Annotated in this window: 25 protein-coding genes and 1 riboswitch; of the genes, 10 read left to right on the plus strand and 15 right to left on the minus strand. The window is 69.7% G+C overall.

What is annotated here, in order from left to right; translation table 11 throughout:
* Nucleotides 1-162 precede the first annotated feature (162 nt).
* A complete protein-coding gene (locus ACWENQ_RS00470) occupies nucleotides 163-651 on the minus strand; it encodes a C40 family peptidase (RefSeq protein WP_354909672.1) in 489 nt (162 codons plus the stop codon).
* A 162-nt stretch (nucleotides 652-813) separates the two neighbouring features.
* Nucleotides 814-957: riboswitch (cyclic di-AMP (ydaO/yuaA leader) on the minus strand.
* 100 nt (nucleotides 958-1,057) lie between these two features.
* On the opposite strand from ACWENQ_RS00470, the gene ACWENQ_RS00475 reads away from it, so the two are divergent.
* The 3 genes from ACWENQ_RS00475 (at nucleotide 1,058) to ACWENQ_RS00485 (ending at nucleotide 4,044) form a co-directional block, all read left to right on the plus strand.
* The gene (locus ACWENQ_RS00475) at nucleotides 1,058-2,110 is read left to right on the plus strand and encodes a 3-isopropylmalate dehydrogenase (protein ID WP_354909669.1); all 1,053 of its coding nucleotides are present in this window, start codon (nucleotides 1,058-1,060) and stop codon (nucleotides 2,108-2,110) included.
* 209 nt (nucleotides 2,111-2,319) lie between these two features.
* Complete coding sequence (locus ACWENQ_RS00480; protein ID WP_449928753.1) at nucleotides 2,320-3,417, plus strand: branched-chain amino acid aminotransferase; 1,098 nt, start codon at nucleotides 2,320-2,322, stop codon at nucleotides 3,415-3,417.
* A 174-nt stretch (nucleotides 3,418-3,591) separates the two neighbouring features.
* The gene (locus tag ACWENQ_RS00485) at nucleotides 3,592-4,044 is read left to right on the plus strand and encodes a hypothetical protein (protein WP_452412451.1); all 453 of its coding nucleotides are present in this window, start codon (nucleotides 3,592-3,594) and stop codon (nucleotides 4,042-4,044) included.
* Between the two features lie 49 nt (nucleotides 4,045-4,093).
* Here the strand turns inward: ACWENQ_RS00485 and ACWENQ_RS00490 are convergent, their stop codons facing one another.
* The 4 genes from ACWENQ_RS00490 to ACWENQ_RS00505 all read right to left on the minus strand — a co-directional run bounded on the left by ACWENQ_RS00490 (nucleotide 4,094) and on the right by ACWENQ_RS00505 (nucleotide 6,937).
* Nucleotides 4,094-4,882 carry a dienelactone hydrolase family protein gene (locus tag ACWENQ_RS00490; protein WP_452412453.1) on the minus strand — a complete coding sequence of 263 codons (789 nt, stop codon included), beginning with the start codon at nucleotides 4,880-4,882 and terminating at the stop codon, nucleotides 4,094-4,096.
* 122 nt (nucleotides 4,883-5,004) lie between these two features.
* Nucleotides 5,005-5,592, minus strand: coding sequence for a GNAT family N-acetyltransferase (locus tag ACWENQ_RS00495; RefSeq protein ID WP_452412455.1), 588 nt, complete (start codon nucleotides 5,590-5,592; stop codon nucleotides 5,005-5,007).
* Between the two features lie 15 nt (nucleotides 5,593-5,607).
* Complete coding sequence (locus ACWENQ_RS00500) at nucleotides 5,608-6,168, minus strand: Uma2 family endonuclease (RefSeq protein WP_449928745.1); 561 nt, start codon at nucleotides 6,166-6,168, stop codon at nucleotides 5,608-5,610.
* A gap of 124 nt (nucleotides 6,169-6,292) precedes the next feature.
* Nucleotides 6,293-6,937, minus strand: coding sequence for an O-methyltransferase (locus tag ACWENQ_RS00505; protein WP_452412456.1), 645 nt, complete (start codon nucleotides 6,935-6,937; stop codon nucleotides 6,293-6,295).
* A 69-nt stretch (nucleotides 6,938-7,006) separates the two neighbouring features.
* On the opposite strand from ACWENQ_RS00505, the gene ACWENQ_RS00510 reads away from it, so the two are divergent.
* Complete coding sequence (locus tag ACWENQ_RS00510; RefSeq protein WP_449928741.1) at nucleotides 7,007-7,657, plus strand: DsbA family protein; 651 nt, start codon at nucleotides 7,007-7,009, stop codon at nucleotides 7,655-7,657.
* 174 nt (nucleotides 7,658-7,831) lie between these two features.
* Nucleotides 7,832-9,406 carry a citramalate synthase gene (cimA, locus tag ACWENQ_RS00515; protein WP_354909650.1) on the plus strand — a complete coding sequence of 525 codons (1,575 nt, stop codon included), beginning with the start codon at nucleotides 7,832-7,834 and terminating at the stop codon, nucleotides 9,404-9,406.
* 150 nt (nucleotides 9,407-9,556) lie between these two features.
* On the opposite strand, the gene ACWENQ_RS00520 is transcribed toward cimA, so the two are convergent.
* Nucleotides 9,557-11,188, minus strand: coding sequence for a heparinase II/III family protein (locus ACWENQ_RS00520; protein ID WP_452412458.1), 1,632 nt, complete (start codon nucleotides 11,186-11,188; stop codon nucleotides 9,557-9,559).
* A 96-nt stretch (nucleotides 11,189-11,284) separates the two neighbouring features.
* On the opposite strand from ACWENQ_RS00520, the gene ACWENQ_RS00525 reads away from it, so the two are divergent.
* Nucleotides 11,285-11,872, plus strand: coding sequence for an HD domain-containing protein (locus tag ACWENQ_RS00525; RefSeq protein WP_452412460.1), 588 nt, complete (start codon nucleotides 11,285-11,287; stop codon nucleotides 11,870-11,872).
* A 4-nt stretch (nucleotides 11,873-11,876) separates the two neighbouring features.
* Here the strand turns inward: ACWENQ_RS00525 and ACWENQ_RS00530 are convergent, their stop codons facing one another.
* On the minus strand, nucleotides 11,877-12,257 hold the full coding sequence (locus ACWENQ_RS00530; RefSeq protein WP_449928734.1) for an antibiotic biosynthesis monooxygenase family protein: 381 nt from the start codon (nucleotides 12,255-12,257) through the stop codon (nucleotides 11,877-11,879).
* Nucleotides 12,258-12,400: 143 nt separating this feature from the next.
* On the opposite strand from ACWENQ_RS00530, the gene ACWENQ_RS00535 reads away from it, so the two are divergent.
* Nucleotides 12,401-12,604: a cold-shock protein gene (locus ACWENQ_RS00535; protein WP_449928732.1), complete on the plus strand. Its 204-nt coding sequence runs from the start codon at nucleotides 12,401-12,403 to the stop codon at nucleotides 12,602-12,604.
* A gap of 50 nt (nucleotides 12,605-12,654) precedes the next feature.
* On the opposite strand, the gene ACWENQ_RS00540 is transcribed toward ACWENQ_RS00535, so the two are convergent.
* Genes ACWENQ_RS00540 through ACWENQ_RS00565 form a run of 6 tightly spaced genes read right to left on the minus strand, consistent with a single transcriptional unit; the run spans nucleotide 12,655 to nucleotide 15,133 of the window.
* Nucleotides 12,655-13,236 (minus strand): hypothetical protein, encoded by a 582-nt coding sequence (locus ACWENQ_RS00540; RefSeq protein ID WP_452412462.1) that lies wholly within the window; start codon nucleotides 13,234-13,236, stop codon nucleotides 12,655-12,657.
* The gene (locus tag ACWENQ_RS00545; RefSeq protein ID WP_452412463.1) at nucleotides 13,233-13,877 is read right to left on the minus strand and encodes a DUF6286 domain-containing protein; all 645 of its coding nucleotides are present in this window, start codon (nucleotides 13,875-13,877) and stop codon (nucleotides 13,233-13,235) included. Before ACWENQ_RS00545 ends, ACWENQ_RS00540 begins: the two co-directional genes overlap by 4 nt.
* On the minus strand, nucleotides 13,874-14,212 hold the full coding sequence (locus ACWENQ_RS00550) for an Asp23/Gls24 family envelope stress response protein (protein WP_449928726.1): 339 nt from the start codon (nucleotides 14,210-14,212) through the stop codon (nucleotides 13,874-13,876). The genes ACWENQ_RS00545 and ACWENQ_RS00550 overlap by 4 nt, the downstream gene beginning before the upstream one ends.
* On the minus strand, nucleotides 14,209-14,397 hold the full coding sequence (locus tag ACWENQ_RS00555) for a DUF2273 domain-containing protein (protein WP_449928724.1): 189 nt from the start codon (nucleotides 14,395-14,397) through the stop codon (nucleotides 14,209-14,211). The genes ACWENQ_RS00550 and ACWENQ_RS00555 overlap by 4 nt, the downstream gene beginning before the upstream one ends.
* Nucleotides 14,397-14,672 (minus strand): hypothetical protein, encoded by a 276-nt coding sequence (locus tag ACWENQ_RS00560; RefSeq protein WP_354909634.1) that lies wholly within the window; start codon nucleotides 14,670-14,672, stop codon nucleotides 14,397-14,399. The genes ACWENQ_RS00555 and ACWENQ_RS00560 overlap by 1 nt, the downstream gene beginning before the upstream one ends.
* Nucleotides 14,669-15,133 carry an Asp23/Gls24 family envelope stress response protein gene (locus tag ACWENQ_RS00565; protein WP_452412975.1) on the minus strand — a complete coding sequence of 155 codons (465 nt, stop codon included), beginning with the start codon at nucleotides 15,131-15,133 and terminating at the stop codon, nucleotides 14,669-14,671. The genes ACWENQ_RS00560 and ACWENQ_RS00565 overlap by 4 nt, the downstream gene beginning before the upstream one ends.
* Nucleotides 15,134-15,280: 147 nt before the next feature.
* Here ACWENQ_RS00565 and ACWENQ_RS00570 point away from each other — a divergent pair, with 147 nt between their 5' ends.
* Together ACWENQ_RS00570 and gltX are read left to right on the plus strand one after the other, a co-directional pair.
* On the plus strand, nucleotides 15,281-16,045 hold the full coding sequence (locus ACWENQ_RS00570; protein ID WP_354909632.1) for a fumarylacetoacetate hydrolase family protein: 765 nt from the start codon (nucleotides 15,281-15,283) through the stop codon (nucleotides 16,043-16,045).
* On the plus strand, nucleotides 16,038-17,414 hold the full coding sequence (gene gltX, locus ACWENQ_RS00575) for a glutamate--tRNA ligase (RefSeq protein ID WP_449928720.1): 1,377 nt from the start codon (nucleotides 16,038-16,040) through the stop codon (nucleotides 17,412-17,414). The genes ACWENQ_RS00570 and gltX overlap by 8 nt, the downstream gene beginning before the upstream one ends.
* Here the strand turns inward: gltX and ACWENQ_RS00580 are convergent.
* Entirely contained in the window at nucleotides 17,308-18,570 is a 1,263-nt protein-coding gene (locus ACWENQ_RS00580) for an MATE family efflux transporter (protein ID WP_452412465.1), read from the minus strand. The two genes, gltX and ACWENQ_RS00580, sit on opposite strands and share 107 nt — an antisense overlap.
* A gap of 53 nt (nucleotides 18,571-18,623) precedes the next feature.
* Here ACWENQ_RS00580 and ACWENQ_RS00585 point away from each other — a divergent pair, with 53 nt between their 5' ends.
* Entirely contained in the window at nucleotides 18,624-19,184 is a 561-nt protein-coding gene (locus ACWENQ_RS00585) for a PadR family transcriptional regulator (RefSeq protein ID WP_449928716.1), read from the plus strand.
* 76 nt (nucleotides 19,185-19,260) lie between these two features.
* Here the strand turns inward: ACWENQ_RS00585 and ACWENQ_RS00590 are convergent, their stop codons facing one another.
* Entirely contained in the window at nucleotides 19,261-21,231 is a 1,971-nt protein-coding gene (locus ACWENQ_RS00590) for a M3 family metallopeptidase (protein WP_449928714.1), read from the minus strand.
* Between the last annotated feature and the right edge of the window lie 50 nt (nucleotides 21,232-21,281).

Raw genomic sequence — 21,281 nt, forward strand, 5'->3', positions numbered from 1 at the left:
GACCACCCTTTTCCCCTGGGGGCGCCGGCCGGCTTCCCCCGTTGAGCGGGACCACCCGGTGGAGGTCCCCCTGCTCCACCGGGGAGACCCCGGATCCCCCTCCGGGCGCGCGTCAGCCCGGAAACCGCCTCCGGTTCCCGGGCTGACGCGCGCTCCGACGGGTCAGAACGTGGCTCGTAGCCCCACGGGCGCGGACGAGGACTTCGCCTCGACGAGTCGCGCCTGCTGCTTCACGCCCTTGGGGTCGGGCCGTACCGCGCCGACGAACGCCTGGCGCCGCCACGCGCTGAGCTTCTCCTCCTTCACCACGTCACCGCTGTGCGGCGCGTGCACCATGTAGCCGGGCTTGGAGATCATCCCGACGTGGCCCAGTCCGCTGAAGAAGACCAGGTCGCCGGGCTTCAGGTTGTTCCACGTGATCTTCTTGTCGTACGCCTGGTACTGGTCGGCGGCCACGCGAGGAAGCTCGATCCCCGCCTTCTTGTAGGCCTTCATCGTCAGTCCTGAGCAGTCGTAGCCGTTCGGCCCGGTGCCGCCCCAGACGTACGGCGTGCCCCGCTTGGCCATCGCGAAGTCGAGCGCGATCTGCCATGCGGGCTTGGGTGCCTTCTCGAGCTGGGCCTTCTTGATGTCCGCTCCGGTGAGGGTCACCGTACGAGCGGGGTCGTCCTGGACGGGCCGGTCGGTGCCGGGTTCGGCCGTGACCGGCTGCTTCAGGACCGGGGTGGGGGCGGCCGACGCGGGGGAGGCGGCGGCGATACCTGTGGCGAGGAGGCCGCCGACGACGGCAGCCGTGATGATGCGAGACAGGGGAATGTCCTTCCACGGGGCCGACCGGGTTAGCTGACGGGCTCGGGCGTGGAAGCCGCCCTACGGCATGGGGGTGCCGATTCGCCCCAGGGGGAATGGGTCCCCGGCTCCGTGCGAACGTCGCACCGGATTAGGCTGGCCGAGACTCTAACGAAAGGGTCAAAAGACCGCAAACACGACAAAACGCCGTGTCCGGACAATGAGATCAGGTGTTCGCCAGCCGAGACGACCCGGTAAGGTACCGGCCATGGAGTCGCGCAACATTCGTCTGGCCGTCATCCCCGGTGACGGGATCGGCACCGAGGTCGTCGCCGAGGGGCTCAAGGTCCTGGAGGCGGTCGGCGCCAAGATCGAGACCACCCACTACGATCTGGGCGCCACTCGCTACAACGCCACCGGCGAAACCCTGACCGACGAGACCCTGCAGGAGCTGCGCGGCTACGACGCCATCCTGCTCGGCGCGATCGGCGACCCCAGCGTCCCGCCGGGCGTCCTCGAGCGCGACCTGCTGCTGCGGCTCCGCTTCGAGCTCGACCACTACGTCAACCTGCGTCCGGTGAAGCTCTTCCCCGGCGTGACCACCCCGCTGGCCGACACCCGCCCCGAAGACATCGACATGATCGTCGTGCGCGAGGGCACCGAGAGCCTCTACGCGGGCGCCGGCGGCGTGCTGCGTCGCGGCACCCCGCACGAGATCGCCACCCAGGAGTCGCTCAACACCGCCTTCGGCGTCGAGCGCGTGGTCCGCTACGCCTTCGCCAAGGCCGCCGAGCGCCCCCGCAAGAAGCTCACGCTGGTCCACAAGACCAACGTGCTGACCTACGCCGGCGACCTGTGGATGCGCACCGTCAACCGGGTGGCCGCCGAGTTCCCCCAGGTCACGACCGACTACCAGCACATCGACGCGGCCTCGATGTTCTTCGTCAGCCAGCCCGAGCGCTTCGACGTGATCGTCACCGACAACCTCTTCGGCGACATCATCACCGACATCGGCGCCGCCATCGCCGGCGGCATCGGGCTGGCCGCCAGCGGCAACATCAACCCCGACCGGACCGCGCCCAGCATGTTCGAGCCGGTCCACGGCAGCGCGCCCGACATCGCCGGCCAGGGCAAGGCCGACCCCACCGCCACGATCCTGTCGGTGGCCATGATGCTCGACCACCTCGGCCTGACCGAGGAGGCGGCCCGCGTCGAGCAGGCCGTCGCCGACGACATCGTGGAGCGCCTCACCGGACGGGCCGGCCGTACGACGCACGAGATCGGTGACGACATCACCGCACGAGTAGCCGGCGGCGCCTGACCGCCTGCCACTCCAGCACCATAGGCGGCCTGGCGCCCTTCGGCCGGGTCCATACTGTCCGGGATCCGGCGAGCGCGTAGCCGCCTGGATACCACAATCAGCGCCTGGCGGCTCGCGAGAACGCCAGGCGTTTGCTGTAAGTTCCCGTTACCCGGTTCATCGCAAAATGGACTCAGGGCAAATCTCGCGGAAAGAGAAGGATTTCTGTCATGACCACCGCTCAGAAGCTCAGCTTCGATGTGCAGCTCTCCGACCACGCTCGCACCGCTGCGGAGCGCGAGCAGGTACTGGCGAACCCGGGGTTCGGACAGACCTTCACCGATCACATGATCTCGATCGACTACACCGAGGGCAGGGGCTGGCACGACGCGCGGCTCACGCCGTACGGGCCGCTCGTCCTCGACCCCGCCACCTCCGTCTTCCACTACGCGCAGGAGCTGTTCGAGGGGCTCAAGGCCTACCGCCAGGCCACCGGGTCGATCGTGACGTTCCGGCCCTACGCGAACGCCGGCCGCTTCAACGCCTCCTGCGTCCGCATGGCCATGCCGGAACTGCCCGAGGACACCTTCGTCGAGTCGCTCGACCTGCTCGTCCAGGCCGACCGCGACTGGGTGCCCACCACCGAGGGACACAGCCTCTACCTGCGGCCCTTCATCATCGCGACGCAGGTGGGGCTGGGCGTCAACTACCCGTCCAAGAGCTACCGGTACATGGTCATCGCCTCCCCCGCCGCCTCCTACTTCAGCGGCGGCGTGAAGCCGGTGTCGGTGTGGCTGTCCACCGAGTACACCCGCGCCGCCCCCGGCGGCACCGGCGCCGCCAAGTGCGGCGGCAACTACGCGGCCGCCTTCGTCGCCCAGCGTCAGGCCGTCGAGCAGGGCTGCGACCAGGTGGTCTGGCTCGACTCCAACGAGCACAGGTACGTCGAGGAGATGGGCGGGATGAACCTGTTCTTCGTCTTCGGCAACAAGCTCTTCACCCCCGAGCTGACCGGCACCCTGCTGCCCGGCATCACCCGCGACTCCATCCTCTCCCTGGCCGCCGACCTCGGCCTCGAAGCCGAGGAGGGCCGCCTGTCCATCGAGGAATGGCAGGCGGGCTGCGAGTCGGGCGAACTCACCGAGGTGTTCGCGTGCGGCACGGCGGCGGTCGTGACGCCGGTCGGGTCGGTCAAGGGCGCGGACCGCGCCTGGACGATCGGCGACGGCACCCCCGGCCCCGTGACCATGAAGGTGCGCGAGGAACTGCTCGGCATCCAGTACGGCACCCGCCCCGACACCCACAACTGGATCCACAAGCTCTCCTGACGAGGAGACAGGCCTGCCGCCGCGGGGCTCCGGTCCGTCCTTCGGGTCGACCGGAGCCCCGCCTCGCGTAGGCCCACCCGTTGCCAGGGAATCTCCCTCGGAGACGAGAAGGCACGCTCCGCCCGGCGGTCAGAGAGACGATGGTCTTGAGCGGCGCCGCCCGAGGGGGAGCTCATGCACTGGCACTGTTACAGCTGGGTGGGGGTGGGCGACGAGCTGTGGCGGGAGGCGGAGCGCCGCCCCGTGCCGGGGACGGGCCGGCCGCCGGGGACCGCCCATCCGCTTCCCGAACCTGACCCGGCCCTGTTCAGCCGCTCGCACCTGCCGCCCATGCGGACCGGCGACTGGCTGTTGAAGCCCCGCTCGCGGATCTCGCTCACCGGCGACGAGGTGGGCCAGGTGCTGGCCTGGCTGCGCGCCCAGTACGCGCACGCGGAAGGGTCGTTCCTGCGGCCTGACCAGGAGGCGCGGATCGGAGTGGAGTACCGGCTGGAGGAGGCGGCCGACCTGCTGGCGCGCGGGGTGGACGTGCAGTGGGGGATCTGGCTCCAGGGCGGCCGCTATCTGTGTCTCGGCGTCGTCTGCTGCCCTCACGCGCAGCTGCCCCACCCCTGTCCGGCGAGGTGACCGTGCCCCAGGCGCAGCTGCCTCACTCCTGTCCGGCGAGGTGAGCCCGTCACGTTTCGCTGGTGAGACCGGCGTGCGTGCCGACGAAGTCAAGCGTCCGGCGCCACGCGTCGGCCGTCGCGTCCGCGAAGTCGCGGGCGGCGAGCTCGAAGAAGCCGTGCGGCGCGCCGGGGTAGGTGACGAACTCGTGCGGGCATCCGGCCGTGGTCAGAGCCTCGGCGAAGGCGTCGACCGTGGCGGGCGGGATGGCCTCGTCCGCTCCGCCCCAGAGGGCCAGTATGGGGGCGGTCAGGTCGGCGGCGAGCTGGGTGGGGCCGGGCGCGCCGTTGATCGCGTCGGGGAACCCGTAGAAGCCGACGGCGCCCGCCAGCCCGAACCGCGCGGCGGCGGAACGGAAGGCCTGGCGCCCGCCGAAACAGAAACCGAGCGAGAAGAGCGACCGGGCCCCGATCGACCGCACGTGCTCGGCCGCCGCATTGATGTCGGCGTCGAGTCCCGCGGGGGTGAGGCGGACCAGATGCGGCATGAGGACGGCCATGTCGTCGAATTCGGCACCGCGACTGCGGTAATCGACGCCGGCGGTGCGGGCGAAATAGTCGATGGCCAGCGCGGTATGCCCTTGTTCGGCGAGCCGGATGGTGAGCGTTTCATAAAAGACGGACAGGCCCTTGTTGTCGGGCAGTACCAGCACGGCCGCCCCCGACGGCCGTTCGGGACGGGCGAGATAGGCGCCGACCAGGGCGCCGTCGGTGGCGGTGAGCGTCATCGGGCCGGCCTCGGCGACCTGGGTGACGGCGGGGCCGGGCACGGGGGGAAGGGCGGCGGCGTCATAACACATGAGAAATTCCTCGCGGTGGGAGTTGGGCGACTCGCGAGGAAGGCTAACAAGAAATACGCTGCCTATTTCTCAGCATAGCAGGCGGAAATAAATTTATCGCATCTGTTCGGGTCTGTTTTCGGTCACCGGGCCGAGCTGGAATTGCGGCCGGCTTCCCATTCGGCCTTGGTCAGGGCGTATTCGACCTCGCCCTCCTCGGACCCGTCGATGCTCTCCGGCCAGTCCTGGAAGAAGGTCCGTACGAACCGCAGCCCCGACTTCTCCATCACGCGCCTGGATCCGGTGTTCACCGACATCGTGAAGGCGGTCACCCGCTCCACGCCCTGTTCGGTGAAGCCGCGCTCGATGAGCGCGCGCGAGCCCTCGGTGCCGAAGCCCTTGCCCCACGCCGGCCTCCGCAGCCGGTAGCCGAGCTCGATCTCGCCAGGAGGGGCGTCCCGCTGCGGCCTGAAGTGGAACCAGCCGATGAACTCGCCCGTGGCCTTCTCCTCGGCCGCCCAGAAGCCGAAGCCGCCGGGCCGCTCGTAGTAGGCCAGGAGCCTGGGCAGTGTGACGTCCCTGATCTCCTCGCGGGCGACGGGCTTGCCGCCGTTGAGGAAGCGCATGACGTCGGGGTCGTTGTCGAGTTCGACGAGGTTGTCGAGGTCGTCAGGGGTGAGGCGGCGCAGGATCAGCCGCTCGGTCTCGAGAACAAGGTGCACGCCGGGCATTCTTACGGGGCCAGGTCACCCGGGCGAACCGGTTTTCGGCGTGCCTGGATCGACGAGCTTGCCGGTGTCGATGGTCAGCGCCCATGGCTGCGGCAGCTCCAGCGGCTTGCCCAGGGCGATCTGGGTTCGCTGGGCGTAGCCGCTCGCGCCCGGCAGGCTGAAGAGGACCACGACTGCCCGGGCGGGATCGATGAGGAGATAGAGCGGGACGCCCGCCTTGGCGTACTCGCGGGGTTTGACCACGTGGTCGTCGTTGACGCTGGACGGCGACACCACCTCCACGACCAGGTTGGTGTCCTGGGCGTAGATCTGGTCGTCTCCCCAGGTGCGCGGGTCGCCGGGCACGACGGTCAGGTCAGGGATGTAGCGGTCGGCCTGCGGGCCGAGGAAGAGCTTGACCAGCTCGCCGAACTCCCAATCGTGTTCGGTGATCACGCTGAAAATCAGCTTGAGCAGTCGAGAGACGATCTTGCTGTGGTCCCAGGTCGGCACGTCGCTCACCACGATCCGGCCGTCGACGACCTCGACACGGTGGTCGGGGAGCAGGTCGCAGATCTGTTGGTAGGCCTCCTGCATTGTCGGCTTCTCTGTGGTCGGTCGTTCCAGAACCTTGGCCATGGGACCATCATCCCCTCCGGGAGGTCGAGCGCAACGTGTTCAGCGCACGACGGATCGTAGCCAAGGCTTGACTGACTTTTGGCTAATTCTTTCGAATCATCGTCAGCCCGTCCGCGACCGGCAGGATCACCGATGTCACGCGAGGGTCGTTCCTGACCAGGTCGTTGAACTCGCGCATGCTCCGCGTCGCCGCGTCCTCGTAGGACGGGTCGGCGACGTGCCCGTTCCACAGCGTGTTGTCCACCATGATCACCCCGCCGGGGCCGAGCCGCTCCATCACCAGTTCGTAGTACGTCGGGTACTGCGCCTTGTCGGCGTCGATGAAGGCCAGGCCGATCTCCTCCTTCAGCTCGCGCAACGCGTCGGCCGCCGGCCCGATGGTGAGCGTGATGCGTGCGGCGACCCCGGCCTTCTCCCAGTAGCGCCTGGCGATCGACGTCCACTCCTCGCTCACGTCGAAGCAGCGCAGCCGCCCGCCGGACAGCCCGCGCGCGATGCAGAGCGAGGAGTATCCGGTGAACGTGCCGACCTCCACGGCCAGGGATGGCCGCACCAGTTGTGTGATCATGGTGAGGAAGCGACCTTGGTCGGGTGAGATCTGCATACCGGCGTGGCTGCCGGTGACTTCCCTGGTCTCGGCGGCAAGCTGGTCCAGCAGGTCGTCGGGCGGGGTGGAGTGGGACATGATGTACTGCCCGACGGCGGGTGAGAGGTACGACGCCTTCATGAGGCCCATTCTTCCCACCCGGATAGGCTGACACGCGGTCGAAAACGGATCTTATGGGCGGAGCCATACGTGGAGTTGACGGAGGAGAAGCGGGGTCGTCCCCGGTTGATGGCCGCTTTCGTGGCGCTGGCCGTCCTGGCGGGACTGCTGATCATCGCCGCTCTCCCGAAGGGGAGCGCCGCGGCGGAGGTCAGGCTCGTCCGGCAGGCGGACGGATCCATGCTGCTGGCCAGGCCGGGTGTCGAGGCGCCGGTGCTCGACGTGTTCGAGGACTTCGACTGCCCCTACTGCAAGCAGCTGCACGACACCTCGGAGGCCAAGATCGAGCAGATGGTCGACGAGGGCAGGCTCAGGGTCGTCTTCCACGCCGTGACGATCTTCAGGGAGGAGCCGTCGCGCTCGAACTCCATCAGGGCCGCGGCCGCCGCGCGCTGCGTTCCCTCCGCCAGCTGGCTGGCCTTCCGCTCCCAGCTGTACGCCATCCAGCCGACCCCGCACGGCCAGGCGTCGGGCTACTCGGTGGAGGAACTCGTCGAGGCGGGCAGGAAGGCGGGCGTGACCGACTCGGCGTTCGCCGAGTGCGTGACCACGCAGCGGCACGCCGACCAGCACCTCGAGGACAACGCCAGGATCAGGATCGACGGCACGCCGACGCTGCTGCTCGACGGGCGGCCCATCCGTGACCTGTCGGCCCTCGACGACCAGGGCACGTCGGTCTGATGTCTCGGAGTGTGAGATCGATGTGCCAGATGGTGAGTCCGTATGGCAGACTCGCTAGCACCATGTACTTCGGTCTGCTCATTATCGGCAGGCGCGCTGGCTGACAAGGACAGAGCCAGCGCGCAGACCTCTCACGTCCGTGAGGGGTCTTTTTCTTTTCCTCAGGAGATCTCGATGGCCGACGACCGCTTCCACGTCTACGACACCACGCTGCGAGATGGCGCACAGCAGGAGGGCCTGAACCTCAGCGTCGCCGACAAGCTCGCTGTCGCGCGTCACCTGGACGGGCTGGGCGTCGGCTTCATCGAGGGGGGCTGGCCCGGCGCCAACCCCAAGGACACCGAGTTCTTCAGGCGCGCTCGAACCGAGCTCGACCTGAACCACGCGCAGCTAGCCGCGTTCGGCGCGACCCGCCGGGCCGGTGTGAAGGCAGCCGACGACCCATTGGTGGCCGCTCTGCGCGAATCCGGCGCGCCGGTCGTGACCCTTGTCGCCAAGAGTCACGACCGGCACGTGGAGCTGGCCCTCCGTACGAGTCTCCAGGAGAACCTCGCGATGATCCGCGACACGGTTTCTCACCTTCGTGCGGAGGGTCAGCGTGTCTTCCTCGACGCCGAGCACTTCTTCGACGGCTACAACTCCAACCCAGCCTACGCGCTGGAGGTGCTGAGGACCGCCGCCGAGGCCGGGGCCGACGTCATCGCCCTGTGCGACACCAACGGCGGCATGCTGCCCGACGAGCTCGCCGACGTGGTGCACGCGGCCGTGCAGACCGGTGCCCGCGTCGGCATCCACTGCCACGACGACACGGGCTGCGCGGTGGCCAACACGCTGGCCGCCGTGAAGGCGGGCGCCACGCACGTGCAGGGCTGCGCCAACGGCTACGGCGAGCGCTCCGGCAACGCCAACCTCTTCACCGTCGTGGCCAACCTGCAGCTCAAGCGCGGGTTCGACCTGGTGCCGGCGGCGGCGCTGGCCGACATGACCCGCATCGCCCACGCGATCACCGAGGTCACCAACGTGACCCCCAACTCCCACGCCCCCTACGTGGGCACTTCGGCCTTCGCGCACAAGGCGGGCCTGCACGCCAGCGCCATCAAGGTCGACCCGAACCTCTACCAGCACATCGACCCCGCGCTGGTCGGCAACGACATGCGCATGCTGGTCTCCGACATGGCCGGCCGCGCCTCGGTCGAGCTCAAGGGCCGTGAGCTGGGTTACGAGCTGACCCCCGAGTCCACCAAGACGCTCGTGGGCAGGGTGAAGGACCTGGAGGCCAAGGGCTACACCTTCGAGGCCGCCGACGCCTCCTTCGAGCTGCTGCTGCGCGACACCGTCCACGGCGCCCGCAGGCGCCACTTCGAGGTCGAGTCGTGGCGGGTGATCGTGGAGCGCACCAAGGGCGGCGAGGTGATCAGCGAGGCCACCGTCAAGGTCCACGCCAAGGGTGAGCGCATCGTCGCCACCGGCGAGGGCAACGGCCCGGTCAACGCGCTGGACAAGGCGGTCCGGCTGGCGCTGGAGAAGCTCTACCCCGAGCTGGCCAAGCTGGAGCTGGTCGACTACAAGGTCCGCATCCTGGAGGGCTCGCACGGCACGGGCGCCATCACCCGCGTCCTCATCACCTCCAGCGACGAGAGCGGCGAGTGGGCGACCGTGGGCGTCGACGAGAACATCATCGAGGCCAGCTGGCAGGCGCTGGAGCAGGCGGTCACCTTCGGCCTGCTGCGCTCGGGCCGCGAGCTGTAGCGAATCCCGCGAGCTGTAGCGAATCCCGCGAGCTGTTGCGAACCCGCGGGCGCCGGCGGATCCGGGACGCCGGACCCGGCCCGCGGTCCCGGCCCACCCCGGCCCAACCCCGGCCGGACTCGACCGGGATGCCGGGTGGGCCGGTGACGGCTAGAAGATCGAGGCCTTGAAGGTGACCGGGCCGTCAGCGGCCTGCACGGTCACCTTCCCCCCTGCGCACGACACCTTGGGCTGGTCCGTGCCCGGCACGATCACCGTCAGGACGGACCGCGCGGCGGGCGAGACGACCGCGGTGGCGGGGTTCTTGGACATGTACGTCGGCGACACCCAGCCGAGGGTGCCGCCCCGCTCGACCTTCTGCCCGCCGAGCGGCTTGCAGTCCGCCAGCTGCACCAGGCTGACCTTGAACTTGCCGTCGCCCAGCACCACCTTGCCGCCGGCGTTGGAGACCTGCTTGAGCGCCGAGTCGAAGCGCCAGATGCTGCTGACCTTCTTGCCGCCGCCCGCCGTGTCGAGCACGGCCATCACGTCCTGGTCGTGGTTGACGAGCACCGACCTGGTACGGCTGACGCCGTACGCCTTGTCGGTGAGCTGGTAGCGCTGCCTGTCCTTGTCGTAGGAGGTCTTCGCCAGCCTGGTGGCGGTCCTGGGCCGGAAGCGGGCGCCGACCACGGTCGGGACGTTGTGCGCCTCGGGGGACATGGTCCAGTACCTGTAGCGGGTGGACTCGTAGGAGTGGAAGCCCGCGTCGACCAGCACGTCCCTGCCGTGGGCGAAGTAGGTGAGGCCGAGGTGGTCCTCGTGGCCGTGGAATTTGGTGCCCGGACCGAACCTGATGGAGTAGTGCGCCGCTTCGGGCTTGTTCCAGGCGGTCCTGCCGTACACGTAGCCGGCCTTGAAGACCTTGACCTTCTCCGACGGGTTGGGGAAGCCGGTGGGCTCGTGGTCGGCGCCGCCGTCGCCGATCGGCACCATGTAGCCGTTGGGCCTGGTGGAGTGCATGATGAAGGTGCCCAGCCTGCCCCAGCGTCCGGCGATCTCGCCCGGCACCTTGCGACCGCAGTCCTTGAGGTTGTCCATCGCGACCTTGAGCCGGTCGTGGACGTAGATGGCGTAGCGGGGGGCCTGCTCCATCAGCGCGCCCTGCGAGTCGATGTCGAGCCGCACGGTCTTGGTCAGCCGCTTGATCGCGTGGTCCTGCCAGCGCCTGTCGCCGAGGCGGCAGCCGATGCCGAGCAGCGCGATGTCCTGGTCGATGCCGTGGTTGTGGCCCCACTCGTAGAGGCGGTCGTCGCCCAGGACCCTGGCGTGCTCGACCAGGCTCTGCTTGAGCCACGGGGCGTCGACGTGCTTGCTCAGGCACACCAGGGCCGGGGTGCGCAGGGCGATGGGGTGCTCGGCCCACGCGTAGGGGCTGGCGGGGGAGCGGCGGGGGTTGTCCTTGACCCAGTCCTTGGCGATCTCGGTGGCCCTGGCGAGATAGCGCGCGTCGCCGTTGCCCTCGTACTCGGCGACCAGGCGGCCCATCCAGCGCAGGGAGTGGAACACCATGCCCCAGGACCGGTTGCGGTAGGGGTTGGTGCGCCAGTCGACGTCCTGGCCGATCTTGACGGGCGGCAGGTCGAGGAAGGAGATCTCGCCCTTCATCACGTCACCGGCGGTCGGCGTGGCGGGCAGCCAGTCGCCCTGGCACTCGGCGGTGCGTTTCACGGCCGCGCTCGCGGGGTGGACCAGCCCTCCAAGGGCGAGCAGGAGGGCAAGGGGGAGAGCGAGGCGGCGCACGCCAGATCCTTCCGGAACGAACCGAGGGGGCGGAACATGTTGTCCGGAATAAGATCACCTGGTCAAGCTGGGATGGGACATCGTTATCGTGACGGCATGAACATCGTGATTCCCGACACGACGGCCTGCCGTATGTCGCTCGAAGTCGCCACTGCCTTCCATACGCCGGCGCTGCTCAACCACTCCGTCCGCGCCTACGTCTGGGCCGCCGCCTACGCGCGGGACCGTGGCATCTCCTTCGACGCCGAGCTGCTCTACGTGTCGGCGATGCTGCACGATCTGGGCCTCGCGAAGGCCTTCGACAACCACTCCGTGCCCTTCGAGGAGGCGGGAGGGCACGTGGCGTGGGTGTTCGGCGCGGGCGCCGGCTGGCCCGTCGAGCGGCGGCAGCGCGCGGCCGAGGTGATCGTCCGGCACATGTGGGCCGAGGTGGACGTCGAGAAGGACCCCGAAGGGCACCTGCTCGAACTGTCCACCGGCATGGACGTCTCCGGACGCGGCACCGAGGCCATCCCCGCCGGGCTGCGCGACGAGGTGCTGGCGCGTTACCCGCGGCTCGGCCTCGCGAAGGAGTTCGTCGCCTGCTTCGAGAGCCAGGCCGAGCGCAAGCCGGACAGCCTGGCGGCGACGTTCGTGCGCGGCGGGTTCGCCGCCCGCGTGGCGGCCAACCCGCTGGACCGCTAGACCCCTAGGACTTGGGGCCCGTGCTCTGGACGACCTCGAAGGACCAGAGCTCCGAGCCCGTGGCGGCGGGGCCCTGGCCGTGACCGTGACCCTGCCCCTGGCCGTGCCCGTGGCCCTGGCCCTGCGCCTGCCCCTGCGCGTCGGCCTGGGCCTGCGCGTGCCCGGCCTCGAAGGCCCTGCTGGACTGCCAGTTCTGGAAGTCCTCCTCGCTGCGCCAGCGGGTGTAGACGAGGTAGGTGTCGGTGCCCTCGACGGGGCGCAGCAGCTCGAACCACTCGAAGCCGTCGGAGGACTCGACCATCCCGGCCCGCCCCGAGAAGCGGCGTTCGAGCTCCTCGCGCATCTCCGCCGGGACGGACAGCACGTTGATCTTCACTACGGACATGGGATCCACCCTCCCATACGTCATCTTTTTGCCCACCATTGGCGCTGAGCTTCACACTTTGGACTGCCACCTCGCGGAATGCGGGGTAGGGTCCGCAACGCAGCCTCGCGCACAGTGGCGAGGCTCATCAGAAGGAGAAGCAGTTGTCTGAAGGCACCGTGAAGTGGTTCAACGCCGAGAAGGGCTTCGGGTTCATCGCGCCCGACGACGGTAGCGCGGACGTTTTCGTCCACTACTCGGCCATCACCACCAGCGGCTACCGCTCGCTCGAGGAGAACCAGCGGGTCTCGTTCGAGACCACTCGCGGCCCCAAGGGGCTGCAGGCCGAGCAGGTCGTCCCGCTGTAACCGAATGCTGTAACCGAACGGAGGCGGGGTCCCGCGCGGGCCCCGCCTCGTCATTTCACCACCCGCTTCGGCGGCGCCGGCCGTTCCAGGTCGACCCGCGCCACCGCCGGCAGCAGGTCGGTCGCCAGCGCCTGCATGACGTGCGGCACGGTCACCGTGGCCAGCTGGTGCCGCAGCACGCTGATCGGCACCCTGTCGTCGGCGGTCACGCGCAGCCGCAGCCGGGGCCGGTCCCTGTCGCCCGCCAGCGTCGCGCGGGCCGCCTGCACCGACGGCAGCGCGCACAGCTCGGTCGAGGCGGCCTTGGCCACCGACTGGGCGGCGACCGTGGTCTCGCCCTCCGTGCCGCTGTCCACCCTGATCTCTCCCAGCGTGTCCGTACGGCCCTGCGCCACCAGCCAGCGCATCCCGACCAGCGCCACGATCACCGCGAGCACGGCCAGCGCCCACCAGATCCACGGCGAGTACCTGGCGAAGAAGTCGATGACCGGCCGGCCGACCAGCGGCTCGGCCGCCGGCGCCCAGTCCTGCGGCAGCACGCGCAGCCCGCGCGCCAGCGCCAGGCCACCGCCGACGACGAGCAGCAGACCGAGGACGGCCAGCCCGGTACGGTTGCCGCGCCCCGTCGTCATCGCCGCTCCTTCATCGAGACGGACACGCGGTGGTCGGCGACAGGGTCGAGCGCCTCGATCCTGGCGGTCACCGCGTGCAGCACGGCCTCCGACAGTCTGGCGTCGTCCCAGCCGGAGGCGCGGGCGACGACGGTCACGCTGCCCCGCCGTACGGTGGCCTTGGCCGAGTGCACGCCGGGCACGTCCTCCGCCGCGCGGGCGAGCGCGGCGGCGAACCCTCTCGGGCGCAGCCCGATGACCAGGTCGGGGTCGCCGGTGTGCACGGGCACCGTGCGGACGCGCCCGCCGCGCAGGGCCAGGACCAGCAGCACGAGTCCGACGAGCACCAGCACGGCGGCCCCGGCGAGGACCGCGGGCTGGTCCCATCGCGTCGTCGTCGCCCACGACAGCAGGACACCCTGCGGGAGCCAGCTCACCGGCCGCCCGGTGAGCGTCGTGACGATCTCGACGGCCGCGACGAACCCGACCGCCGCCAGCGCCAGCGCGGCCAGGGACGCCGGGATCGTCCTGCACGACCTGAACGCGTGCCGCGCCGCCCGGTCGGCGGCCGGATAAGGCGGCGGGACGGGCTGCGCTCCGGGCGCCGCGGGATGCGGGACCGTCGGCCACCCCTCCTCCTCCGGTAGGGCCGGCAGCGTCATGGCCGGACCTCCAGGCTCGTCACGCGCACGTCGACCTGCGCCACCTCGAGGCCGGTCAGCTCCAGCACCCTGCGCGCGACGTGCCCCCTGATCTCCGCGGCCACGGCGGAGATGAGCGAGGGGTACTCGAGCGCCACGTCCAGCCAGATCATGGTCAGGTCGCCGTCGACCCTGGCCACGGGGGCGTGCCGGCGGGCGACCGCGCGCACCATGTCCACCTCGCAGGCGGCCTGCAGGGCGATTCCGGAGACGACCCGCTCGCCGATGCGGGTACGGCCCCGCTGCTCGGCGGGCACCCGCTGGGCAGGGATGACGATCGAGGCGCTCGTGGTCATCGTCGCCTCGAGGTGAAGCCCGACAGGTCGATCGCGCCGGTCTCGGCCATGCGACCGACCAGGAGCCCGAGCCCGCCCAGCACGAGGACCAGCAAGAACGCGCTCAGGCCGCCGAAGGCGGCGGTGAGGCCGAGGATGATGCCGACGGCCATGCCGATGATCGGCAGCACGTGGATGGTGCTCATCAGTCCTCCAGGTCGTCGATCGCCACGTTGACGGGGCGGCTGCCGACCAGCGGCGCGACGGCCATGCGCACCTCGTCGGCGGTGATGTACAGGGGACGGCCGCCCTTGGCGACGATGGCGATCTCCACCTGGTCGTCGCGGACGGCCACACCGGCCAGCCGCTCGCCGGGAAGGTACGTCGCCACGGTGCCGTACGGGCCGCCCGAGAGCGCCGACACGCCCGGGCAGTTCCGCACCCGCTCGGCGATGGCGTGGGCCAGCCCGTCGTCGGTCATTGGACTCGCGACTCCCGCTGGCCCGAGCTGTCGGGGAGCCTGGCCGACTCGGGCAGGTGGACGTCGTTCACGTTGACGTTCACCTCGGTCACCTCGAGGCCGGTCATGCGCTCGATGGCTGCTATCACGTTCCTGCGGACGGCGCCGGCCAGGTCGGGGATGGCCGCGCCGTACTCCACGATGAGGTCGAGGTCGACCGCCGCCTGGCGCTCGCCGACCTCCACCTGCACGCCCTGGGTGACGCTCCGCTCCGCGCCGACCATGCCGCGCATGGCGCCGATGGCGCGCCCGGCGCCGCCGCCCATGTCGTAGACGCCGGCCACCTCGCGCGCGGCGAGTCCGGCGATCTTCGCGACCACGCCGTCGGCGATGGTGGTCCTGCCCTGCTCGGTGACGAGGGTGTCGTTCTGTGTCCTCGCTCGCGGCACGGTGGTCGTCGTACTGCCGCTGTTGCTGGGCATCGCTTCTGCCACGATCGGTCACCCCCGCTCGGGAAACGACTCCCTTGTCCTGTTGCCGGGTGATTGTTGGCCATTCGCGGTTTAAAGGGGGTTTTGGCGATTAATGGAGCCGCCGAGGCATCGGGTGGACGGCACTAGCCTTGTCATGTGCGTATAGCGAGGTTCTCCACAGGCGACGAGGTCGTCTTCGGCGTGGTCGAGGGCGATGTCGTCTCGGCGATCGCCGGGCACCCCTTCAACCAGGTCCAGTTCACCGGTGAGCGCTATCCGCTCGCCGATGTACGGCTGCTGGCCCCGATGCTGCCCAGCAAGGTCATCGCCATCGGCAGAAACTACGCCGAGCACGCCAAGGAGCTCGGCAACGAGGTGCCCGAGGAGCCGCTCATCTTCATGAAGCCCTCCACCTCGGTCATCGGCCACGGCGACGCGATCGCCTACCCCACCGCCCAGTCGCAACGGGTCGACTACGAGGGCGAGCTGGCGGTGGTGATCGGCAGGCTCTGCCGCGAGGTGCCGGTCGAGCGTGCCAAGGACGTCATCTTCGGCTACACCTGCGCGAACGATGTCACCGCTCGCGACCTGCAGAAGAAGGACGTGCAGTTCACCAGGGCGAAGGGGTTCGACACCTTCTGCCCGATCGGGCCGTGGATCCAGACCGACCTCGACCCCGCCGACCTGGCCCTGACCACCACGGTCAACGGCGAGGTCCGGCAGAGCGGTCGCACCTCCCAGCTCATCAACGACATCCCCGCGCTGGTGGCCTATGTCAGCGCGGTCATGACGCTGATTCCCGGTGACGTCATCCTGACCGGCACCCCCGCGGGTGTGGGCCCGCTCGAGATCGGGGACGAGGTCAGCGTCGGCATCGAAGGCATCGGCACTCTGACGAACAAGGTGGTCTCTCGTGACTGAAGTACGGGTGCGCTTCGCCCCGTCTCCCACTGGCATGTTCCACGTCGGCGGCGCCCGCACGGCGCTGTTCAACTGGGCGCTGGCCGAGCAGTCCGGCGGCAGGTTCGTGCTGCGCATCGAGGACACCGACGCCACGCGTAACCGCCCCGAGTGGACCGAGGGCATCATCTCGGCGCTCGACTGGATCGGCATCAACGGCACCAACCCGGTCTTCGAGGGCCCCTACTTCCAGTCGGCCTTCGAGCCGCAGCACCGGGAGGCCGTCGCCAAGCTGCTGGCCGACGGCAGGGCCTACTACTGCGACTGCACCCGCGAGGACCTGGTCGCGCGCACGGGCTCCGAGCACAAGGGCTACGACGGCTTCTGCCGTGAGCGTGGCCTGACCTCGGGCGCGGTCCGCTTCCGCACGCCCGACGAGGGCGTCACGGTCGTCGACGACGTCATCCGCGGCCGGGTGGAGTTCCCCAACAGCGCGCAGGAGGACTTCGTCATCGCGCGCACCGACGGCTCGCCGCTCTACGTCATCGCCAACGCGGTCGACGACATCACCCAGAACATCACCCACGTCGTGCGGGGCGAGGAGCACCTGGGCAACGCCGCCAAGCAGATGCTGCTGTGGCCCGCGCTCGGCGCCAGGCCGCCGGTGTGGGCGCACCTGCCGGTGATCGTCAACGAGCAGCGCAAGAAGCTGTCGAAGCGGCGCGACAAGGTGGCGCTGGAGTCCTACCGCGAGGAGGGTTACCTCGCCGAGGCGATGGTCAACTACCTCATGCTGCTCGGCTGGGGCACCGGCGAGGACCGCGAGATCATGCCGTGGGCCGACATGATGCCCAGGTTCCGCCTGGAGGACGTCAACTCCGCCAGCGCCTTCTTCGACGAGAAGAAGCTGCGGGCCTTCAACGGCGAGTACATCCGGGCCCTGCCGCTGGAGACCTTCGAGGAGCGCTGCCTGCCGTACCTCGACCCCTCGTGGGACGCCGAGCTGTTCAGCAAGGTCGCCGTGCTGGCCCAGACCCGCATCGCCGTGCTGTCGGAGATCAGGTCGAACGTGGAGTTCCTGTTCGTCGAGGAGCCGGTCTTCGACCAGGCCTCGTGGGACAAGGCGATGAAGGCGAACGCCCCCGAGATCATCGAGGCCTACCTGGAGCGGCTGGAGACGGTCAACTGGGACCCCGAGTCGCTCAAGGAGGCGCTGGAGGACGTCGGCGTCGCCCTGGGCGGGCTCAAGCTCAGCAAGACCCAGGCCCCGGTGCGCGTGGCGATCACCGGCCGGACGGTGGGCCTGCCGCTGTTCGAGTCGATCGAGGTGCTGGGGCGGGAGCGCTCGCGCGAGCGCCTGCGCGCCGCACTGGCGCGACTGCGAGGCTGAGCGTGGTCCCGGCCGCCATCGCGAGCCAGACCCCGGTGACACCGAGCCACGAGCTCAGCAGATAGGCGAGGGGCAGCTGTACGGCGAAGCCCGCCAGCGTGGCGGCGAGCAGTCGGCTGCCCCTTCCGCTCGCCTGGGCCACCCCGCCGGCCGCGACGAGGCCGCCGAAGGGCACCAGGTAGAGCGTCATCCAGCGCAGGAAGCTGACGGCGGCGGCCGGGTCGTCGGTGAAGAGGGCCGCGGCGGGCTCGGCGACGGCGTTGAGCACCAGCGCCACCAGCGCGCCGCAGGCCAGTCCCGTCACCAGTGGCGAGCCGGTCGCCTCCGAGCGGGCCGTACGGATCATGGCGGCCTGCCGCAGCGCGTAGAACGCCATCACGCCCGCCAGCATGATCTTCATGCCGATGCCGTACCCGGCCTGCGCGGCGACGCCGAAACGGGCGACGATCTCGATGAGGAGCAGCCCGACCAGGGCGCGGGCCAGGAAGTCCGCTGAGATCGGCAGGCCGGTCCTGATGATCTCCCAGGCGCCTTCGCCGCCCTCGGCGTCGCGGGGCGCCATCCTCGCGAGCGTCCGCAGGGAGACCGCCAGCGTGATGGCGCGCGCGAGCACGGTGGCCAGCGCGGCGCCCTGGACGCCCATGCCCGCGCCATGGATGAACACCGGGTCGAGCACGATGACCAGCGCGTTGCAGATCAGCGCGTTGCGCATCGGGATCCTGGTGTTGCCGAGCCCCTTGACCACGCCGTCGGCCAGCGACTGCGCGAAGTAGATCGGCAGGCCCGCCATCGAGATCAGGAAGAAGTCGGCGGTCAGCGCGGCCGAGGCGGCGTCGGCGGTGAGCAGTCGCGCCAGCGGCTCGCGCAGCAGCAGGCCGGGAACCGCGACCGCGGCCGAACCCACCAGCCACAGCCGCCAGCCCGACCTGATCAGCGGCGCGATGGGAGCCTTGCCGTCCCTGCGGCCGACCAGCACGGTGACGCCGGTGACGAGGGACATGATCAGCCCGTAGGCGAAGTACTCGGTGGTGGTCGCCACGGTCACCGCCGCGACGGCGGCGTCGCCGAGGCTGGAGACCCAGAGCAGGTCGATGACGCTCACCGCGACGACGGCGGTGAGCAACTCCACGTAGATGGGCAGGGCCAGACGGATCACGCTTACCTCGATTCGCTGTATCTCGTTTAGAGGTATAGCGATACGATGCGCCCATGGCAAGTGGCGGGGATCTGACGCTGATGATCCTGGGATTCCTCAACCAGCGGCCGATGCACGGCTACGAGCTCAAGTCGCGGCTGGCCGCGCTCACCGGGCACCTGCGCCCGGTCAGTGACGGCGCGCTCTACCCGGCCATCGCGCGGATGGAGAGCAAGGGGCTGCTGGAACGGCACGAGGAGGAAGGCGCGGCCGCGGCGCGCAGGCAGGTGCTCACCATCACCGCCGAAGGGCGGCAGGAGCTGATGCGGCGGCTGCGGGAACCGGCCGAGCTGGACATCAGCGACCAGACGCGCTTCTTCGCGCTGCTGACGTTCCTGTCGGCGCTGGAGGACCCTTCACTCCAGGCCGAGGTGCTGCGCAGGCGTCTGGCCTTCCTGGACAGGCCGACGAGCTTCTTCTACGAGGACGGCAGGCCGCTACGGGCCGAGGAGACCCCCGACCCGTTCCACCGCGGCATGCTGCTGATCGCCCGAGCCACCGGCACGGCCGAGCGCGACTGGCTCAGGACGACCATCGCGGAGCTCACGGGCTCCGGCCGGGGCGGCGACCCGTGAGCAGGAGCCGCCCGCCGGCGAGGGCCGAGCAACGCGCGAGCGGCGGCCGCCCGGCCGGGACCGCGGGCGGCGGCTGCTAGTCGAGACCGCGGCGCTTGAGCAGCGGCTCGATGCGCGGGTCGCGCCCGCGGAAGTTGCGGAAGGCGGTCAGCGGGTCCATCCCGCCACCGCGCGACAGCAGCTCCTTGCGGAAGTGGTCGCCGTTCTCCCTGGCGAGGCCGCCGTTCTCCTTGAACCACTCCACGCTCTCGGCGTCGAGCACCTCGCTCCAGATGTAGGAGTAGTAGCCGGCGCTGTAGCCGCCGGCGAAGATGTGGGCGAAGTAGTTGGTCCGGTAGCGCGGCCTGACCAGCGGGAAGGCGATCTGGGCCGCCTCCAGCGCGGCCGCCTCGAACGCCTCGGCGTCCGCCACGCTCTCGCCCGGCGCGAGCCTGTGCCATGCCCAGTCGAGCAGCGTGGCGGCCAGGTACTCGACCGTCATGAAGCCCTGGTTGAACTTCTCCGCCGCCTTCATCTTCTCCACCAGCTCGGCGGGCATGGGCTCGCCGGTCTCGTGGTGCTTGGCGTAGTTGGCGAGGATCTCCGGCCAGGTCGTCCACATCTCGTTGACCTGCGAGGGGTACTCCACGAAGTCGCGGGGCACGTGGGTGCCCGACACCCGGGGGTAGCGCACCTCGGAGAACAGGCCGTGCAGGGCGTGGCCGAACTCGTGGAAGGCGGTGTTGACCTCGTCGTAGGTGAGCAGGGTCGGGCCGCTCGCGGGCTTGGTGATGTTGAGGTTGTTCATCACCACCGGCTTGTCGCCGAACAGGTACGACTGGTCGACGAGGTTGTTCATCCACGCGCCGCCGCGCTTGGTGGCCCTGGCGTAGGGGTCGAGCGCGAACAGGCCGAGCGGCGAGCCGTCCTCGTTGAACACCTCGAAGATCGTCATGTCCTCGTGGTAGCCCTTGAGGTCGGGCCGCTCGGTGAAGGTCACGCCGTACAGCTGGGTCGCGGCGTGGAAGACGCCGTCCCTGAAGACCCTGTTGAGCTCGAAGTAGGGCCGCATCGCGTCGGCGTCGAAGTCGTAGCGCGCCTTGCGCACCCTCTCGGCGTAGAACGACCAGTCCCACGGCTCGATCGCGAACCCGGCCTGCTCGGCCAGCGCCTCCGCCTCCTTCCTGGCGTTGCGGACGGCCGGCCCGACGAGCTGGCCGAGCATCTCCTCGACCGCCTCGACGGTCTTGGCCGTCTGGTCGGCCACGACGTAGGCGGCGTGGGAGGGGAAGCCGAGCAGGGCGGCGCGCTCGGCGCGCAGGGTCGCCATCCTGACGGCCAGTTCCAGGTTGGGCCGGGCCCGCTCCACGCTGAGCGTGTAGAGCCTGCGCCTGGTCTCCCTGTCGGTCAGCTGGGCGAGCCCCGGCTGGTTGGTGAAGTTGAGCAGCGGCAGGACGTAGCGGCCGTCCTCCTGGCGGATCGCCGCGATCTGGGCCTCGTCGAAGCCGTCGAGCTCCTTCGGGTCCGTCACGACCAGGGCTTCTTCGGTGGAGGCCTTGAGCAGGTTCTGCGAGAACTCGGTGGAGCGCCTGGACAGCTCCTCGTTGAGCTCCCTCAGCCTGGCCTGCTCCTGCTCGCCCAGGTCGGCGCCGGCGCGGATGAAGTCCTCACGGTACTTCTCCAGCAGCCACGCCTCCTCGGCGTCCTCGGTGGTGACCCGTTTGATCCGCTCCCACAGGGCGCGATTGAGCCTGACCTCGTCGCTGTGCTTGGTCAGCCGAGGGGAGACCTCGGTCTCGATGGCCATGATGCCGTCGGTCGAGTTGGACGCGGCGATGCTGAAGAAGACGGTCGCGGTCCTGTTGAGGATCTGTCCCGAGCGCTCGAGCGCCGCGATGGTGTTGTCGAAGGTGGGCGCTTCGGGGTTGTTCGCGATCGCGTCGACCTCGGCCAGGTGGTCGGCCATGCCGCGCTCGAAGGCCGGCAGGTAGTGCTCCTCGCTGATCTCCTCGAACCGGGGCAGCTGGTAGGGCAGGCTGCTGGGGGCGAAGAACGGGTTCTCAGCCAACGCTAGGGCTCCTCCACGTGGTGTTTTGTCCTCTTCAGCTTGGCACGAGC

The sequence above is a fragment of the Nonomuraea sp. NPDC004354 genome (assembly GCF_053602555.1).

Excerpts from the sequence above, each read along its gene's own strand:
- ACWENQ_RS00475 (WP_354909669.1), top strand. The coding sequence starts at position 1,058 with ATGGAGTCGCGCAACATTCGTCTGGCCGTCATCCCCGGTGACGGGATC.
- ACWENQ_RS00480 (WP_449928753.1), top strand. The coding sequence starts at position 2,320 with ATGACCACCGCTCAGAAGCTCAGCTTCGATGTGCAGCTCTCCGACCAC.
- ACWENQ_RS00485 (WP_452412451.1), top strand. The coding sequence starts at position 3,592 with ATGCACTGGCACTGTTACAGCTGGGTGGGGGTGGGCGACGAGCTGTGG.
- ACWENQ_RS00490 (WP_452412453.1), bottom strand. The coding sequence starts at position 4,882 with ATGTGTTATGACGCCGCCGCCCTTCCCCCCGTGCCCGGCCCCGCCGTC.
- ACWENQ_RS00495 (WP_452412455.1), bottom strand. The coding sequence starts at position 5,592 with ATGCCCGGCGTGCACCTTGTTCTCGAGACCGAGCGGCTGATCCTGCGC.
- ACWENQ_RS00500 (WP_449928745.1), bottom strand. The coding sequence starts at position 6,168 with ATGCAGGAGGCCTACCAACAGATCTGCGACCTGCTCCCCGACCACCGT.
- ACWENQ_RS00505 (WP_452412456.1), bottom strand. The coding sequence starts at position 6,937 with ATGAAGGCGTCGTACCTCTCACCCGCCGTCGGGCAGTACATCATGTCC.
- cimA (WP_354909650.1), top strand. The coding sequence starts at position 7,832 with ATGGCCGACGACCGCTTCCACGTCTACGACACCACGCTGCGAGATGGC.
- ACWENQ_RS00525 (WP_452412460.1), top strand. The coding sequence starts at position 11,285 with ATGAACATCGTGATTCCCGACACGACGGCCTGCCGTATGTCGCTCGAA.
- ACWENQ_RS00530 (WP_449928734.1), bottom strand. The coding sequence starts at position 12,257 with ATGTCCGTAGTGAAGATCAACGTGCTGTCCGTCCCGGCGGAGATGCGC.
- ACWENQ_RS00540 (WP_452412462.1), bottom strand. The coding sequence starts at position 13,236 with ATGACGACGGGGCGCGGCAACCGTACCGGGCTGGCCGTCCTCGGTCTG.
- ACWENQ_RS00545 (WP_452412463.1), bottom strand. The coding sequence starts at position 13,877 with ATGACGCTGCCGGCCCTACCGGAGGAGGAGGGGTGGCCGACGGTCCCG.
- ACWENQ_RS00550 (WP_449928726.1), bottom strand. The coding sequence starts at position 14,212 with ATGACCACGAGCGCCTCGATCGTCATCCCTGCCCAGCGGGTGCCCGCC.
- ACWENQ_RS00555 (WP_449928724.1), bottom strand. The coding sequence starts at position 14,397 with ATGAGCACCATCCACGTGCTGCCGATCATCGGCATGGCCGTCGGCATC.
- ACWENQ_RS00560 (WP_354909634.1), bottom strand. The coding sequence starts at position 14,672 with ATGACCGACGACGGGCTGGCCCACGCCATCGCCGAGCGGGTGCGGAAC.
- ACWENQ_RS00565 (WP_452412975.1), bottom strand. The coding sequence starts at position 15,133 with ATGCCCAGCAACAGCGGCAGTACGACGACCACCGTGCCGCGAGCGAGG.
- ACWENQ_RS00585 (WP_449928716.1), top strand. The coding sequence starts at position 18,624 with ATGGCAAGTGGCGGGGATCTGACGCTGATGATCCTGGGATTCCTCAAC.